Below are 17477 nucleotides of genomic sequence, written 5' to 3' on the forward strand. Positions count from 1 at the left end.
TTTGCCCCGCCGGCCCCTATTCCAGTTCTACCCCTGCGCTACTCCGGCTTGGTTTCTACTGTGGGAGTCTTGTCCGCTGCGACTGGGGTGCGGGCGGTGTCCATAGTCAGGCAGTGCTTGGGGCAGCTCTCGATGCACTCACCGCACACCACGCAGGCATACGGGTCGATCGACCACGTTCCACCCTTGCGATCGACTGCGAGCGCGCCCGCCGGACAGCGACGCGCACACATGCCGCAGCAGATGCACGCGTCCATGTCGTTGACGATATGCCCGCGCAAGCGCTCGGGTGCCGCGAGCTTCTCCTGCGGATAGCACACCGTTACCGGCTGCTTGACCATAGAGCCCAAGGCCGTCTTGGCAAATGTCAGCAAACTCATGCCGCGCCTACCTTTCCGTGCAGCTAATGCAGGGGTCGATGGTCAGGATAATCATGGGCACGTTGGCAAGGAGCACGCCCTGCAGCGCATGTGTCAGACCCGCCAGGTTCTGCGACGTCGGCGTGCGCACGCGGAAGCGGTCCAGGTTCTTGGTGCCGTTACCGCGCACATAGTAATACGCCTCGCCGCGCGGCTGCTCAATCACAACCTCGCCGCGTGCGCCGTCGGCCGGCGTAAGCTTGGTGCGCCCGCCGATCCCGTCGTGCGGAATCTTGCCCACAAGCTCCTTAATGATGTCCATGGCCTGCGTGACCTCGGCACAGCGCACCTGGCAGCGGGCATAGCAATCGCCATCGGTGGCGACAACCGGCTCAAACGCAGCCAGGTCCGCATAGGCACCGTCGCTAAACATGCGCACGTCGTAGTCCACGCCCGAGGCGCGCCCAAACGGGCCGACCATCGACAGATCCAGCGCGTCCTTCTTGCTGATCACGCCCACGCCATGCAGGCGCTCGCCACAGCTGACGTCGTCCAAAAACGTATGCACCAGGGCCTCGTAGTCGGGACGCATGGCATCGAGCGTCTGGACAATGCCAGCCAGCTCGGAGTCCTCAATGTCGTGCTTTAGGCCGCCGATCTCGTTAATCGAAAGGATCACGCGGCCACCGCACGTGCTCTCGAAGATCTTGAGAATCTGCTCGCGCAGGGTCCACGACCGATAGAACAGCGCCTCGAAGCCAAAGGCATCGGCGAGCAGGCCCAGCCACAGCAGGTGCGAGTGGATGCGCGAAAGCTCGTGCAAAATAGTGCGGATATACTGCACGCGGCCGGGCACCTCGATGTCGAGCATGCGCTCGCAGGCGCTGGCATAGCCGTAGCTGTGGCCCACGGCGCAAATGCCGCAGATGCGCTCGGCGATGTAGCCAAACTGGTGCATGTCGCGCTTTTCGGTGAGCTTCTCGAGTCCGCGGTGCACAAAGCCGATCTGTGGAATTGCCTCGATGACGCGGTCGTCCTCGATCACCAGGTCCAGATGAAGCGGCTCGGGCAGCACCGGGTGCTGCGGGCCAAACGGAATTACGGAGCGATGAGCCATGGACCTTACGCCTCCTTTTTCTGCTTGTCGCGGGCGGCCTTGGCGGCAAGCGCCGCACGGACCTTGGCCGCTTTCTCGGGATCCATGGCGGCGAGCTTTGCCTCCATCTCGGCGGCCTTGAGCGCGGCCTTCGCAGCGGCATCGTCATGCTGGGCATCGGAGCCGGCAGCAGCAGCGGGCTGAGCAGCGGCAGTGCCCGCAGCATCGCCGGCACCCGCGGCACCCTCCCCCGCAGCAGCCGCAGCCGCGGCGGCCTTCTCGGCCGCGGCCTTGCGCGCCTTGGCCTCGGCGGCCGCGCGGACTTTCATGGCCTTCTCGCGCGCAGCCTTCACCTCGGGCGTGATGACGCTCATGGGTTCGGCAGTCGAGACCTGGTAGAAAAAGCCCTTAAAGTCGATCTGCATATCGGTGATGGCAAGACCGAATAGGTCGTGCGCTTCGTTTTCAAACGGGAATACCGCCGGATAGTACGAGCTGATGGACGGAATCTCCTGGTACCGATCAATTCCCTCAACCACCAGGTTCTCGATCGCATAGCTGCCGTCCTGCGCAATATGCTCCTGAGCAGCACGAACGTTGATAAACGTATAGACCAGGCGATACGATCCGTCGTCCACACAGCGCTCGGCGTGCATCTGCACAAAGCGGGCACCGGCGCCCTTGAGCGCCTGGACATGCGACAGAAGCTCGTCGAGCCCAACGGTGGTATAGATAGCCTTTTGCATTACTCGGCCTCCTTTGCAGCGACGGGCGTCTCAGCAGGTGCGTCGCCAGCAGCGGGTGCGGCGGGCTTCCCGGCAGGCGCGTCACCGGCACCGTCAGTCCCGGCCCCCGCAGCCACAAACCCGTCCTCGCCCAGCTCAACGCCACCGTCCCAGGTGGCGGCGCCGCCCACGGTGAGCGGATCGCCGCCGGCGCGCATCACGGCCTCCTTCTGGTCCAGGATACCGCACGCCTCCACGATGGCATCGATCACCGTTTCGGGACGAATGGCGCACCCGGGCGCGTACACATCCACGGGAATCGCGCGGTCCACGCCGCCGATCACGTTGTAGGCATCGCGGAATACGCCGCCCGAGCACGCGCAAATGCCGCATGCCACCACGCACTTGGGCTCGAGCATCTGGTTGTAGATCTGGCGCACGATGGGCAGGTTCTGGGCATTGACCGACCCCGTCACCAAAAAGATATCCGCATGCTTGGGGTTGCCGGTGTTGACCACGCCAAAGCGCTCCGCATCGAACAGTGGCGTGAGCGAAGCAAGCACCTCGATATCGCATCCGTTGCAGCTCGAGCCGTCGTAATGAATAACCCACGGCGAGCGCGACATTTTATGATCCATGGATGCCGCCTCCTAAATAAACACGTCGACGAGGATGGGCATAAGGTTGAGCAGGCCAAACACCAGCGCCACGCCCCATCCGAGCTTAAAGCAGCTGCGCCAGGTGCTGCGTGCTAAGGTGTTGTCGATAAGCACCTCGACAAAATACGTCGCGGCCATAACGACCAGGGCGACCACCCAGCTCGCCGGGTTGTCCCAAACAAAGAACATGCCCACCCACATCAAAAACAGCACGGTCTCGCACCAGTGCATAAGGGTCATCTTGGCCAGCGTGCCACCGCTCATCTCGGTGGCGACGCCCTGGACAATCTCCTGATGCGCGTGATGCGAGTACGAAAGGTCAAACGGCGACTTGCGCAGCTTGATGGTAAGCACCGCGAGCAGCGCCAGGAAAATGGGCGCGCTGTACACGATGATGGGGGCCGACTGCCCCGTCACGGCGATGGAATCAAAGCTGTCGGTGGCAAGGTACAGGCCCACGCTCATCAGCAAGACGGCGGGCTCGTAGCTCATAACCTGCAGCAACTCGCGGTCGGCACCGACCTGGGCAAACGGGCTTTGCGTCGAGGCGGACGCCAACACCACAAAGATCGCGGCAAGCGTCACCATAAAAGCGCACAACAGCGTGTTGGAACCCGACACAAAGATGCCGCCGCCCACCACGGTAAAGATGAGCGCGCACGCCATATAGGTATCGTCCATGGTGTTTACGCTGGCAGGGGCCTTGCGCAGCAGCTTGGCAACGTCGTAGAACGGTTGCAGCAGGCGCGGGCCCACACGGCCCTGCATGCGAGCCGAAAGCTTGCGGTCAACGCCGTCGATCAGGCCACCAACCAAAGGCGCCAGCAAGGCAAACGCCACGGTACCAATAAAGATGCCCACGACGCCCGAACCTTCGAAATACTTGCCGCGCAGCACCGAGGGCGCACTCATGGCGAGTCTCTCGGGCCCAATCCACGCGCAGCACAGCAGCGCAAACAGGATGATGGCACAGCAAACAACACTACCCGCGGGGCCAATACGCTTCTCGCCAAGGGCGTCCTCCGAGTACCAATTGCGCTTTTCGGCCTTCACCTCGCGTCCCATCGAGCCGCGGAAATGGCGGTAATTGTCGGTTCCCACACCCGAAAGATATACGTTTACGTGCGGTTTGTTGCTCACGCGGAACGACGTCAGCAGCACCACGGCGATAAAAGCCACGATAACCACCATCAGATACATGGCATCCTTGCCAATAACGTACGGCACGCGGCCAAACACCATGGCCAAGTAAGGCGACACCAGACCGCTCGAGATAACCGGGAACGCCACGCAGCACAGAATCAGCAGCGCGGCGATGGTGTTGAGGGCCATCCATTCGGTCTTATGGACATTGACCTCAACGTTTTGAGCCGTGGGGTCGACGCCCGAAAGCTTGGCAAGCCACTTGCCCCAGAAGAAGAACGTCGCGGCCGAGCCAAAGGCAAGCACCATGATCATGAGCACGTTGCCGGTCTGGGCAAACGCCACCAGGGCGCCCCACTTGGACACGAGCATGCCAAACGGGGCCACGAACATGCCCATAATGCCCAGCATCATCAGGCGCGTCAGGTGCGGCATGCGGCTGAACATGCCGTCCATGTCCTCGATATTGCGGCTGCCGATATGATGCTCGGCCGTGCCCACGCACAGGAACAGCAGCGACTTTGCCACCGTATGGAACAGGATCAGGAAGATCGCGGCCCACACGGCCTCGGGCGCGCCGACGCCTAGGCAGGCGCTGATAAGGCCCAAGTTGGAAATGGTGGAGAACGCGAGCACGCGTTTGGCGTTGCTCTGCGAGATGGCCATGAGGGCAGCGAGCAAAAACGTGATGGCACCCACACTCGTGACCATAAAGCCAGTCACGGGATAGATGGCATAGAGCGGGCTCAGCTTGACCATCAGGAACACGCCGGCTTTGACCATGGTTGACGAGTGCAGCAGGGCGCTCGTGGGCGTGGGGGCAACCATGGCACCCAACAGCCAAGTGTGGAACGGCATCTGTGCGGCCTTGGTGAGTGCGGCGAGCGACAGCAGAACGACCGGCATCACCAGCAGCGCGGATTGCGCGGTTCCGGCGCCGGAAAGCTCGATCATGCCCGAGATGGTCAGCGGCATGCCGTTAACGTGCAGGTACATGAGTCCGGCCAAAAACGCGATACCGCCCAACATGTTGAGGATGATCTGGGTGAAAGCGTTTTTTATGGCCTCGGGCGTGCGCGTGTAGCCAATCATGAGGAACGAGCACACGGTGGTGATTTCCCAGCCGCAGAACAGCCACTCAAGGTTGTCGCTCGTCACGATGACGAACATGGCTGAGAGGAACAGGAACATAAGCGCCAGGAACTGCGGGCGACGGTCGGGCGCGGTCTGCCCGCGCAGCGCAGCCTCGTGCTCGTCATGAGCCTGGAAGTCCTTCATGTAGCCCAGGGCATACACGCAGATTAGGCTGCCGACGATACCGACCGCGAGGACCATGATCACACTCATGTAGTCCAGGTAGAGCGGCGTCGCGGTGACGGCTTCGGCCGCGGGCAGCGTCATGGCTGCAAAGGCGAGCGAGCCCACCAGCTGGACTATGCCGAGCACCGTGGTGAGCGTGCTCTTATATTTACGCGCGTTGTACAGGATGACGGCGCACAGGATCACGTCGATGACGGAGCTGATGATCGAGAGCACATGCGAGGTGCCCGGTGCCACCTCGAAGCTCTGCGGGCCCGTGCCAAAAAACATGACGGCGACTACAACCGTCACCGCCATAATGATGCCAGAGCCTACAAGCCCTAGCGCATCGCGGGCGCGGTCACCACGCGCGAGCAGCATGCCCAGCGCCGGTACCAGCGGAAACAGGGTAAGGAAATACAGTAGCGTCATACCATCACTCCCCCATGCAAAAACGCTGCAATTGTTTAACGTTATAGCTCAGTTGAGGAGTAGCGGCGGCAGGTTTTCGGTCAACTGGGGAGTTTTAGGCGCACGGGGCAAGGAGTCTGTCCGCATTGGAGTAGAGGGGCGGCAAGAAAAATGCGCCCCTGTGGGCGCACCATCCCGTTTGCTATTCCGCCTTTTTAACGCGCGGCTTGCGGCCGCGCGGCTTATCGACCAGCGCGGACTCACCGCTCTCGCGGTACTGACGGCACCAAGCCTTGACCGAAGACTCGCTGGGAATCTTGTGCTTGATCATGGCCTCGCGAACCGTTAAGCCGTTTTCCAAGCGGTCCTTGACCACGGCGAGCTTAACTTCGTACGAATAGGTGCGATGATGCGAACCGGCGTTGAGCACGGCGTCGGCACCGCCCACGGCATATGCGCGGGCCCACTGACGAGCCGTGGCCTGGGGAATGCCAAGCTCCGCGGCGAGGGCGCGATGGCCGACCCCCTCTTGGAGGATCTCGACGGCGCGCTGCCTGACCTCGGGCGCATGCGTGCGAGCCCTTGTTGCTTCTGACATACCTGCCACTTCTTAGCCTTAACCGTTAAACTGCTTTCTTACGTGCATGTTAGATAGTAGCATTTTGCTGTTCGCGCGTAGCAGTTAATTGAAAATAGCAACGGCGTCATCTGGGCATTTGCCATTAATTTGCAACAGTTCTTTAGGTTTTATTTACGCAGCTAGTTAGCTCGCGGCTTATTGACGGTGTTTTACCAACCAGATTGGCATCTTTTTGTTTCGCTTGGTATGGGCTACGCAATTATTGACCCCCCCTACCCGCCCGCAATGGCGCGACAGCTTCCCACCAAACTTTCCAGCTTTCCACCTTAGATGGTAAGTTAAGTGGAAAGTTGGAAAGTTTGGTGGGAAGCCGAAGCAACGGCAGGCCGCGCGAGCAAGAAAGGGGGCGGCAACCGGGTGGTTGCCGCCCCCTTTGCGAAGCTAGTTGGCTTCGGAACTAGTGATCGATGCCGTTGAGGTTCACCCTCGTGAGCGTGTAGGTCACATAGTCGGGCGATTGAGGCGTTGCACTCGCCGTTCTGCCCGTGACTAGGCTCGCCGTCATCACCAGACGATAGTTCGCGTAGAACTGATCACGCTGTTCAGCCTGCGTGTTGACCTTAACGGTAAAGGGCAGGTTAAACGTGGTGTCGCCGTTCTGTGTTCGGAACTTGCCATTCTCCTTCGTCGAGTCAGTGAAGGTGATCGCACTGCCAGCGGCGTTGACCGTAGCAAGTTTACTCTCCGTCACTGTCACGTACTCGGAGATTTTGCCCGTCACATTCTCATACGAGCCATTTGTCCCGCTGCGGCGTTGCAGCGTGAGCGTGTACACAACTGAATCGGCATTCTTGATTGTCTCGGTGGCGTTGTTGAGCCCACCCAGTTCATACGTGGCACCCAGACCAATCGTGCCATTCGCGATCGGACGTAGGTCGTCCACGTTAATACCAAGCTGCGACTTCTCAGGCGCCGATAGCGTAATGGTCGCATCACCCGTGTCCATGCGATAGTACCCGACGTTACCGGGCTTCGTCTGCGTCAGGCTCGAGGTATTAAGGCCTTCCTTACGCGTCGAAAGCTTGGCAGTATAGGACATCTTGGTACAGGCGTCCTCACCAGACTGCTTGGACAGGGAGATAACCTTGTTGCAGCCGTCCGGCGTAAGGCGAATCTCTTCCACCACCGTACGCACGGCAAAGGATCCGTCCGTTGCGATCTTGCGGATTCCGGCGAGGTCATGGTCGAGCGTGAGCTTCAGCGAATCATCGCCTGTATCCGTCACGGTCTGCGTGAACGCAGGCGTCGAAGCGTCACACGGCTCCCAATCGCCGCCATTCCACCTGTAGTTCTGACCGCCGATGGCAACATAAAACTTCGCAATTGCCGAGGTTCCGCTCGGGAAACTACTTACTCCCATTAGGTTGTTGTTGGCGCCATAGCGACACAGCGATGTATCGAGCTGATAGAACAGATGGTCACTCTCTGTATAGTATTGGCTCGGGCTAAACGTAACCGTATCTTTGACGTCAAGAGAAAGCACGTAGGCGGCACCGTCCTCCGACTTCGAAACCGGAATGCGCGCCGCATTTTTATTGTCGACTACACTCTGCTCATAATTGGACAAGATGCTGTATGTCGATGCCGTACTGTTTTGATTATCTTCGCCACCGGTGCGCAAGACGTGATGCAAATTCCAAGATATGCGGGCACCCGAAGAATTCGAGTCAATAGACGAAGCCGTAAAACCGTTGATACTAGCTTGCGTCCCGCCGTCGCCCGACTTAGGCACGTTGACAACTAGGTAGACGCTCTCCGATGCACGCTTCTCTCTGCCGGTATCCTTCTCCTTAGGTACCTTTAGCGTATAGCGCTTGTTGCTGGGAACGTTAGCGCCCGCAACCTTAAACAGCGTCCACTTGTCTCCGATCTTCGCCTTAGCGGTCGCCTCTGCCTCGTTATTACACTCGGCCCATGTGCCGGCGCCATCCTTTTCGGCGTACACATCCAAAATCTCGCTCAGCCATCGCTCCTGATATGGATTGCCCGCAGAATCCTTAAAGCCGTCGTTTCCGCTCAGGGAAACGCTCGTTGCTCCGCCTTCGCCCACCGTATAGTGATACTCTCTGCCACCGGCCTTGCCGTCAACGTTCGCATCGATGAGCGTAAGCTGGGTGCCCTGGGGAAACCTTCCGTCGGCACCATTGAAGAGGATGTTCTTGCCGAGCCCCTTCATCGAGCCGCCAGCAGCCATATAGCTGTCCCAGCCAAAGTCGACTTCCTTCCCATTGGCAGAATTGTATGTCCAGGTAAGCAGACCCGTCATCGGCTCGCCAAAGCTCGTAAGCACGTGTGCATCTTTTCCAAGGTTAGCGTAGTCTTTTTCTTTAAATTTGGTGCCGTAATCATACGTTGCAGTGAAATCGATCTCGAGCTTGCGTTTAACGATGATCGGCACCTGAACGTTGTAGCTCTGACCCGCCTCAGTAAAGGTAACAGTCAGGAGCGTGAAGCGGCCCTTGCCGTTGTCCCAATCGGAGCTTGGGCTAAACGACATGTTGTTCTTGCCGTTGTTCACCACGCGAAGCGTGGGATTGTTCGACGCGTCATCGTCCTTAACGAACACACCATCCTTGAGTTGGAAAACCTTTGCTTTGGCCGTCACGTGCGGATTGGTGCCATTCTCGTTATTCAATCTGCAAGCGTCGGAGAAGCCGCCGTTCGTGATGATGTTTAGATAGCTCTTGACCGTCGTGTTGTCGGCGCCAGAGATCACCAAAACGGGGAAATCCGTTGCGACCTTGCTGTCGCTTGCATCGTTATTCACATTGAACATGCTCGCCACGGATTTGGCGTTATAGCTCGACGTATTTTGATAGGCGCCGTTGTCATTAATGCCGCCGATATTGGTGTAGGTGTAGCGGCCGGGAACGCGGGCACCCGCCTGGCTTTGGATGGTCGCCGCGGTGTCAATGGCGGCACCGTCGCCAAACAGATAGCGATCAGTGGTGTCGCCGTTGGAGGCACGCACCGCCAGCGTGCTCACGGGGCTCGTGGTCACGTACGGGCTTGCCGCCGTGGTAGCGGTATCGTCCGCACCGTAGAGCGTGATGCCCTTGCCGGGTACGGCGAGCTTGTCGTTGTAGTCTCCGAACGCGATGTAGGTTTTCTTGTTAACCGCAGCCGCATTGGTCGTGTAAACCATCGGCGGCAGGTCGCTCGTGGTCTTGCCGTCGCCAGGCTTTACGTCCACACCTGCTGCGGAGAGGCTGTACCGATTATCCCCTGTGTCAACCTCGCCCAAGAGCACGCCCTGCTTAGCGTCCTTTTTGTAGGTGTTGCCATCCATAAGCACGTTTACCAGATGGAACTGGCCACGTCCGTCGCCCGCAATGCCGCCGTTGGAGGTTCCGCCAAACGTGGTGTTGGATACCCTTGTGTTGGTGACGTTGATGACGTCGGAACCGTTGTGAATCGCACCGAGCAGACCACCGCTCCAGCTGCCCTTGATCGCAGCACCCTCAATCGCGATATTGTTGCAAGTTATACCATCGTTGCTGTAGAAGTAGCCAATCAGCCCACCTGAGCATTGGTTGGTGCCGGCAACGTCGATGTTCTCGACGCTGCAGCCCTCGAACCAGTACACGTTGGATCTATAGATGCTGGTCGTAACCTCGCCAATCAAGCCGCCCGCATTGCGGATGGTCATGTTCTTTCCGGTCTCATCGCCGATGAGGGCATTCTTGCTGCCGTCTCCGCCATCAATGCGCACGTTGCTCATAGAAATAACTCCGCTATAGGCGCTTCCGAGCACACCGCCGGCGCCCATGCACGTATCGGTGTTCTCCCCGGTAGCAAGCACATTTACCCCAGAGATAACTGCCGTGCTGCTCGACGAGACCGCTTCGGTGGTGCCGACGTTAGTGTTGACCGAGATATCGCTTGATTTGGCATAGCCGAGCACACCGCCCACGTAGGGCGTTGTCCCCGTGGCGGTTATGGTCGAGTTCGCGGCAACAGTCTTCTCGCTTACCCCTGTGCCTGCGGTTGTCCACACACCGCACGCCGAGGCGACCGTACCCACATAGCCACCGACATTCTTCTCGCCCGTGACGTTAAGGCCAGTGTATGAGCAGTCATAGAGATACGCGGGGCCCCACCCGTCACTGAACTCGACCATATAGGTTCTGTCTTCGCGCGTAGTTCGTCTGGCGCGGCCCGAGCTGCCAAGAAGCCCTCCTACGCTCTTTGCGCCCGACACGGTGCAGTTCTTCATCTGCACGTTGCAGTAGATGCCGCACGTGCCGTCGTCGTAGTTGGCCGTTGCACCCGCCAAAAGGCCGGCACCGGTAAGGTCGTTCGGCGCCCCTCCTGGTTTGGCTTCGCCGTTGGTGTCGATATAGGTGAGCGCTACGTTGCAGTTGCTAAAGGTGAGGTCTTTGACCTGCGCGCCGTCGTTCGCGGTGACGCTGGGGGCGACATAGCTTGAGGTGAACATCACAGTACTGAAAAGGCCGCCCACGCCCGAGACCTTATAGTCGTCATCGGCATATTCGACGACGCCGTAGGCGGCGCCTTTGGTACCCACCGTAATGGTGGCCCCGTTGCCGTCGATCGTGGCCACGTGCGGCGTGATGCGGTCGCGGTCGGTGGCCGCCTCGTTCGAGTTGCAAGCATTGGAATAGTAACGGCCACTGAGGCCCACGTATCCCGTGCCGTAGCCGGTCATATCGTAGGTGTCGCCCTGCTTGAACTCCAAGCTCATGCCGATCGATTTCGACGCGCACACATAGCCCGTTTGGTAGTCGGCAGCATAGGACGCCACCAGGTAGGGCGAATTTACATCGTCATCATGGTCAAGCGGGCCGTGCCACCCCTGCTTGCCGGGGGCCTTCTGGTCGTCGTTTTTGGCGATTTCGAAATCGCCGGCAGCACTCTCAGGCTTGCCCACATTTGCGTAGCTAGCATTCCGTACCTTGCCATATTCCTTGTTGCCAAACAGGTAGCCGCATATCGCCGGGTCTTGCGAATCGCTGCCCCAGTAAGCCTTGGAACCGCGGAACACGCCATTATTGGAGTAGTTGGTATGTGCCGCGCCAGCACCCGCACCCGAGCTGATAATGGCCGAGAGCACCAAAAGGCCCTGGGCGTTTTCTACCATGGTCACAGGAGCCTCGGCGTTAGTGCCAAGGTACTTGTTGTCGGTGCCTGTGGTGGTGACACAGGAGGTTCCTTTTTTTGTGAGCTCGTTGATCTTGTAGTTAGCGTCTCCGTTATCAACGGTACGGGCACAACCTTCGCTAAAGGCATAGCCGTCAATCACACGACCGACGTAGGGGTTGTCGTACAGGCCGTAGTTTGCGCCACCCTCCGCAACGGGTTTGAACTTTTCCTTTGTGCCGCCACGCCACGAGTCGCCCGTGTTGCGGAAGATCACACCGCCGCCCGCAATGGCGCCGACGTAACCGCCGATGGGAACAAGATGCGAGCTACCGGTAACGGTAAAATCGTACGTCGTCGAGCCGTTATTTGGATTGTTTACGACCACGCCATCAATAATGTTATCGCCGCCAAGAATACAGCCGATAACGCCACCGAAAAACGCCGTCGGAACGCCGTCGGAATCCTTGGCAGAATAAGTAATAGTCGCCGACGCGTTCACATAGTTGATGTTGAGGCTGCGCACAACGCTGCCGTAGCTATAGGGAATAAGGCCGCGAAGCGAACCCTTGTTATTCTCTATCTTGATGGTTGCGTTTTTATTATCACTACCAAAGTTGCCAACGATGACGCCCCTAAACGGGTTGGCCCTATTTCCAAAACCGCCAAACGATGCGCCGTCGAGAGTAATCGTATTGCCCTCGGTAGGTTCAATACTGTAGTACGCACTTTGGATATAGCGGTGCATCATATCGTCGGAAAGCGTGGCCGAATGATCAGTGGCGTTATCGCCGGTCCTCTTCTCCCACTTCTCCCCGGCGTCGTTCGCCTGCTTATAGACGTACGTAATCTCATTGTCATTTGAGTTGTTTCTACGGCGATTGCAGAGCGTACTCTGGTCGACGACAATGGTGACCTCCCAGCCGTCGAGCGCGGTTTGGTTGTTGATATAGTTGGCGATGGCGTTCATTTCCGCCGCGTCCTTAACGGCATACGGATCGCCATATGTGCCGCATCCCTCTACCAGCTTTGGAATGCGCTGGTTGACTTTAATTTCGTGATACTGGACGCCATCCTCGGTGGCTTTTCCCTTGTAAACATAAGGAAGGTAGTCACCGAACCAAGGCCTGACGTCACCGTCCTTCTTACCATCAACCGTCACATAGCCGCTCACGGCACCATACGTCGCTTCGTCGTAATACCAAAGCTGCTTGCCCGAGTACTCCTTGTTCTCGGCATCGATTTCGCTTCCGTACGTCACCATTCCGGCATTGGCCTCGACCTTAGTAAAGGTGTAATCCGCAGAGCCCGTGCCCGTACTTTTGTAGCCAAAACTCTCCAACAGGCTCGCATGGGTGAAAATCGTATTGCTATTTTGGCTGGGCAAGCTGATTCGCTCAAACTTTGCCGTCACCTGATCGGCCTCACTGCCTACACCAAGCTTTCCGAACAGCGACGTAGCCGCCTTGGTGCCACTCGTGTACCCAGTAGTCTTGATATTCTTCGCGTTCAGGCTCACGTACTTCTGCATCTCGTTGATGAGCAGAGGCATATAGGCGTTAGCGTCCGTGGCGCTGTTGGCGCCGTCGACAATCAGATTGTTGAGCGTAAGATCATCAATTGAGATCTTTCTAATCTTGGTGCCACTGCCGTCGCTGGACCCACACACGTAGCGGCACACGAGCGCGCCCGATGAGCTTCCGCCCGCGCCAATAGCGTCAGTAGAGCTCTTTCCGTCATTGATAACGGGCCCAACGGTACCACCCAAAGCGACGTTGCTTACTGTGAGATCGCCGTTTGCCACCGTTCGAAAAAGACCGCAGTGCATGTTCTCGTGCTGGGTAGCATCGGAATTTAGCTTGTTGCCATTCTGCTCGGCCTTGATCTTGGAGTAGTAGAAGGTGATGGCCGCATTATTAACCGTCACCTCTCCGATCGGTTGAGTGGGATAGTAGCTGTAGCCGGCCAAATCGATTGTGCCGGTTATGGTTATGGAACCATCAAGCCCTGTCGTACCATCGGGAACGATTGTCGAACGAATACCGGCGGGAGCATAGCAGAAAGCAGACCATAAGAGCAGCTTGTCCGCCGTATTGATTTGGCCGCCGCTAAAGCCGCCTTCACACCTATCATAGGCTCCGTCGAGGTTGTAGAAGTAGCGGGTATTGCCGTTCGTTTTGTGACTTTGGCCGAAAGTCGAGCGGTTCTGGTAGCTGTTGCCATTTGTGGCATCGCCGTCCATGTCCAGCTTGTCATTCCGTGTGTGCAGCGAAACGACCGCGTTGCAGCCGGCGTCCATGAGTTTGCTGCCTTTGCTTGGTTTTACACCGCTGCCAACCCATTCATCGAAAGACGTTACGCCCGGTGCAACGATGGCCCCCTCGCCGCTAGGCACCCTATAGGCGGTCTCCCAACAAGCCTTATCTTCCAAGTACAGACCTATGTAGTTCTCGACGCCATATGTCGTCTTATTATCCACCTTGCAGCCACGACAAACTAGAACGCCGAGCGTCTGAGCGGCGCCCGCTTTAATGGTTGTGCCCGAGAGATCGATGGCGTAGTTGTTAATGATCCAGTGACCACTGGCCGCGTATACGAGGCCGCCGACCTCGGTAGAGTCGCTTGCAGCCACAGTCGTGTTGTTGGTCGTTTTGAGGGCGTAGGTGCTGCCGCTGGTGTTTGCAGCAGCATCGCCAATGGTGACGATGGCGTTGCCCCAGCTGTAGCCCAAAAGGCCACCGGCACCGTTGAGCGCATCACCGTTCCTACCGACGTTCATCTTGAACGAATTGAACGAAAGGCCCGAAATGTTCACGTACTTATCAGCTGAGTTGGCTATTGTCCCTGCATTGTAGGTACTCTGTGCGATGCAGCCGATAAGACCACCGACTTGGGCAATCTTGCCGCCGGCGCAATCGCCGGTTTTGATTTCGCCGCCGACTTCGAGGCCCGTAACATTGAATGTCGAAGCGCAATCGCTCACATAGCCGATGGCACCGCCAATACGGCTATTGCCGTTAAGCGATCCGGCTGCAGTGATAGTCGTTTGCGCCTTGCTGTTACCCTTAAACGTAACCGTGGCAGCCGCCGACACGCTGCCCGCAATACCACCAATGTTCACGTCATTGGCAAACGTATCATCGCACGCGATATTCGTTTTGCACGTTACGCTAGACAATGACAGGTTGCCGACGATGGCACCCGCCAGCGACCCGGCATCGATAGCCGAGCCGTTATCGAACTTCATGGAGCCAGCGATTGTGACGTTGGAGATGGTTGCGCCGTTGACGGCCGCGAACAAGCCTAAGCGGCCGTGGCGGTAGATTTTGCCGTTGCCGTTGCTCGTGTCATTGCCGTCAAGCACAGCTTCACCACGCTTGCCGTACGGCTCGCCGACGGCAAGGTTGATTGTGCCGTTGCCATTTGTGCCGCCGCCGTTCAACGTTCCCGAGAAAACTTGCGAGCCGTCTGCACGATCCTGCGTGAAACCCGTCAGGCCCGTGCCCTTGAGATCAATAGTGCCGTTCACCGTAATGGTCGAGGACTGCAAGATGTTCGGGTTGTTTTCAGAAACGCCCTCGACCATGGAGTAGTAGCCGTTGGTTTGCCAGGTGATTACAAGTTTGGCGAAATCCTCAACAGAGGTTAGGGTGTAGGCACCGTTAGTCAGCGCCAACGATGCCGGCAAGGTCAGCTTGTGAGTGCTGGGGTCAAGCGTAATAAATTTATCGCCCAAGCGAATAACTTCGCCATAGGTCGCGATATCATCCGTCTTCGAGGCCTTGTTGCTGCGCCTATAGGTCCAACCCGTAGCGCCTTCATCGGTTACGTTACCGTTAGAGCCATCGCCGGCAGCGAAAATCAGTGCGTTGTTGTTCTCGTAGACAAGCTGACCCGTCGTGGCGTTCTCGGCAAAGCTTGCGCCCGACAGGTTTGTGATGCCGCTGAACTTGATTACGGCATTCCGTGCGGAGCCCGCAATACCAGCCGCGCGATTGTTTGCTGCACCGCCAATGGCATTATCGCTTGTAAGCGTAAAATCGCGCACGTCGAGCACGCTGCGCGTGTCGATAACACCCACGGCGCCACCGAACTTTCCGGCGTCCGTTCGTGCCGAAGCAACTCCCTTGCACGTAACCGTCACGCCGTCGAGCACAGCGGCGACAGGCTGCGAATTGACAGGCTGCGAATTGGAATCCGCGTTATCGCCAACATAGCCAACAACACCGCCCGTATCGGACAGCTTGCCCGCAAGTTCAAACTCAATTGAGCACGTTTTCTTATCCGCATCCTTTTGGACCACAAAGGCACGCAAAGCGCCTTTGTCGTCCGTTTTCGTCGCGAACACCTTGCCGACAAGGCCGCCGTAGCTGCCGTTGACACTAACATCTTCTGGTAAGGCGAGTTTGCTCTTATACGCCCCGCCTTGCACCACGATGTCTCCATTAGAGATATCGGCCATGCCAAAAAGAGCGCCGGCGCGCTGCGACGCACCAAGTGTCACAAGGTTGCCCAGGTCGAACATATTGGGCTTAACGATAAATCCCTGCGCAAAGCTCACGTCGCCGATAACGCCACCAGAACAAGCGCTGTTCTCATCGCCAATATTTAGAGGACACCTAATCTGCTTATTATCCGCGCCCAGCGTGAGCACGGTCGCTTTGCCAATAAAACCGCCGCTGGCGGTGGTGCCCTTGACGGTGAGCGCGCGTAGGTCGAGAGCTTCCGTGACGTTGACCATGGCACCTGCGCTCGAGCCAACGAGGCCTACGACACCGCCGGCGGAGCCGTTTGTGGACTGGACGGTGGTGGTGGGAACGTTGGTCAGGGCGCCGATACTCAGGGTCGCACCGTCCTTGACTTCGCCTACGAGCAGGCCAGCGTTGCCAGAGCTCGTTTTGACGGTTCCGTCTGAGGCCAGATCGTTGGGGAACGTGACGGACTCAACCGTCAAGGTCCCGCTCTCGACCGTGTTGGCAATCAAGCCAATGTTGCCCGTCGCATTCGCGTTGAGATTCTTTCGAGAATCGGTGAGGCTATAGGTAACGTTCGCAGCAAGGTCGCCCGTCGTCGCACCCAGGAGGGGTGCCGTCAAGGCGGAAGTCGCATCCTTCACATCAACGTTCACGGGTTCCACGATGTCAACCGACGCGATGAGTGTCTTGCTCTCTTCGCCGTTTTCCGCACCGCTGACCTTCGAAGCGATCATCGGTGCGCTATAGCTAGTCGCGCCTACCCACTTTATCCTGACCGTTTTGTTTTGGTCAGACAGCTTGAGGTTATTAAAAACCGTCCGATCAGTCGTAAGCTCGACGGGACTATCAACGTCCCTATAGATCCTGCCTTCAAACGGACATTCATCACTGCCAAGACCCTGGAAAGACATGCCGTTATTAGCCGACTCGGTGAGCTTCGCATCGCCCGTGATGATAACCTTGATCTGCGCATCATAGTAAAGCGAAGCGTCGGCGTTAGACAGGACGGCGAACGCCTCCGACGACTTGACATCAAGGCTTCGGATTCCGCTCCTGTCGTCTTTGCGTACGATGTTTTCCGCGCCGTTCGCCTTGAGCAGCTCGACAAGCTCATCGAGATTTGTAATCGACGCATCGGCCTGGGCCTCAGCGTCTTCCGAAACCGCGGCATCGGCATCTTGCTCGACATCATCAGCGGCAGCATCCCCTGCCGCATCGTCGCCCTCCGTCTGATCGCCCGTAGAATCGGAACCCGTGGCACTATCGGAAGTATCGCCCGTTGCGGCGTCGTCCTTCGCGGCACCATCCTGGGCACCGTCACCTGCTGCACCAGCATCACTCGCCCCAGACCCATTCGCGGCGTCGCCGTTGGTCTCGCCGCTCTCGGCAGTGTCCGATGCCTCCGCAGCCGCGGTGGCAATCTCGCTCGAGATGTTCTGCCAGCCGGCCGCCACGGCGGCCACCGTGGGCGAGCATGCCTGGAGCACCATGACCACCGTCATGAACTCTGCGAGTATGCGCTTTGCCGTTCTCATCGATTCCGTACCTCTTATCCTAAAAACTCTGCTTC

Annotated in this window: 7 protein-coding genes; all 7 read right to left on the reverse strand. The window is 58.1% G+C overall.

Annotated features, from left to right (window positions below; translation table 11 throughout):
- Positions 1 to 38: 38 nt before the first annotated feature.
- The 7 genes from DW233_RS07635 to DW233_RS07665 all read right to left on the reverse strand — a co-directional run bounded on the left by DW233_RS07635 (position 39) and on the right by DW233_RS07665 (position 17442).
- Positions 39 to 380, reverse strand: a complete 342-nt coding sequence (locus DW233_RS07635) for a 4Fe-4S dicluster domain-containing protein (protein WP_117630030.1) — start codon at positions 378 to 380, stop codon at positions 39 to 41.
- Between the two features lie 7 nt (positions 381 to 387).
- Complete coding sequence (locus tag DW233_RS07640) at positions 388 to 1476, reverse strand: nickel-dependent hydrogenase large subunit (protein ID WP_117630031.1); 1089 nt, start codon at positions 1474 to 1476, stop codon at positions 388 to 390.
- 5 nt (positions 1477 to 1481) lie between these two features.
- A complete protein-coding gene (locus DW233_RS10255; RefSeq protein WP_158567829.1) occupies positions 1482 to 2201 on the reverse strand; it encodes an NADH-quinone oxidoreductase subunit C in 720 nt (239 codons plus the stop codon).
- Positions 2201 to 2818, reverse strand: a complete 618-nt coding sequence (locus DW233_RS07650) for an NADH-quinone oxidoreductase subunit B family protein (protein ID WP_117634600.1) — start codon at positions 2816 to 2818, stop codon at positions 2201 to 2203. The genes DW233_RS10255 and DW233_RS07650 overlap by 1 nt, the downstream gene beginning before the upstream one ends.
- Before the next feature lie 12 nt (positions 2819 to 2830).
- Positions 2831 to 5713 (reverse strand): proton-conducting transporter membrane subunit, encoded by a 2883-nt coding sequence (locus tag DW233_RS07655; RefSeq protein WP_118267592.1) that lies wholly within the window; start codon positions 5711 to 5713, stop codon positions 2831 to 2833.
- Between the two features lie 181 nt (positions 5714 to 5894).
- Entirely contained in the window at positions 5895 to 6290 is a 396-nt protein-coding gene (locus tag DW233_RS07660) for a helix-turn-helix domain-containing protein (protein ID WP_118267594.1), read from the reverse strand.
- Positions 6291 to 6729: 439 nt separating this feature from the next.
- Entirely contained in the window at positions 6730 to 17442 is a 10713-nt protein-coding gene (locus DW233_RS07665; protein ID WP_118267596.1) for a hypothetical protein, read from the reverse strand.
- Between the last annotated feature and the right edge of the window lie 35 nt (positions 17443 to 17477).

It is taken from the genome of Collinsella sp. AM20-15AC, from assembly GCF_003471405.1.
Taxonomy (GTDB): domain Bacteria; phylum Actinomycetota; class Coriobacteriia; order Coriobacteriales; family Coriobacteriaceae; genus Collinsella.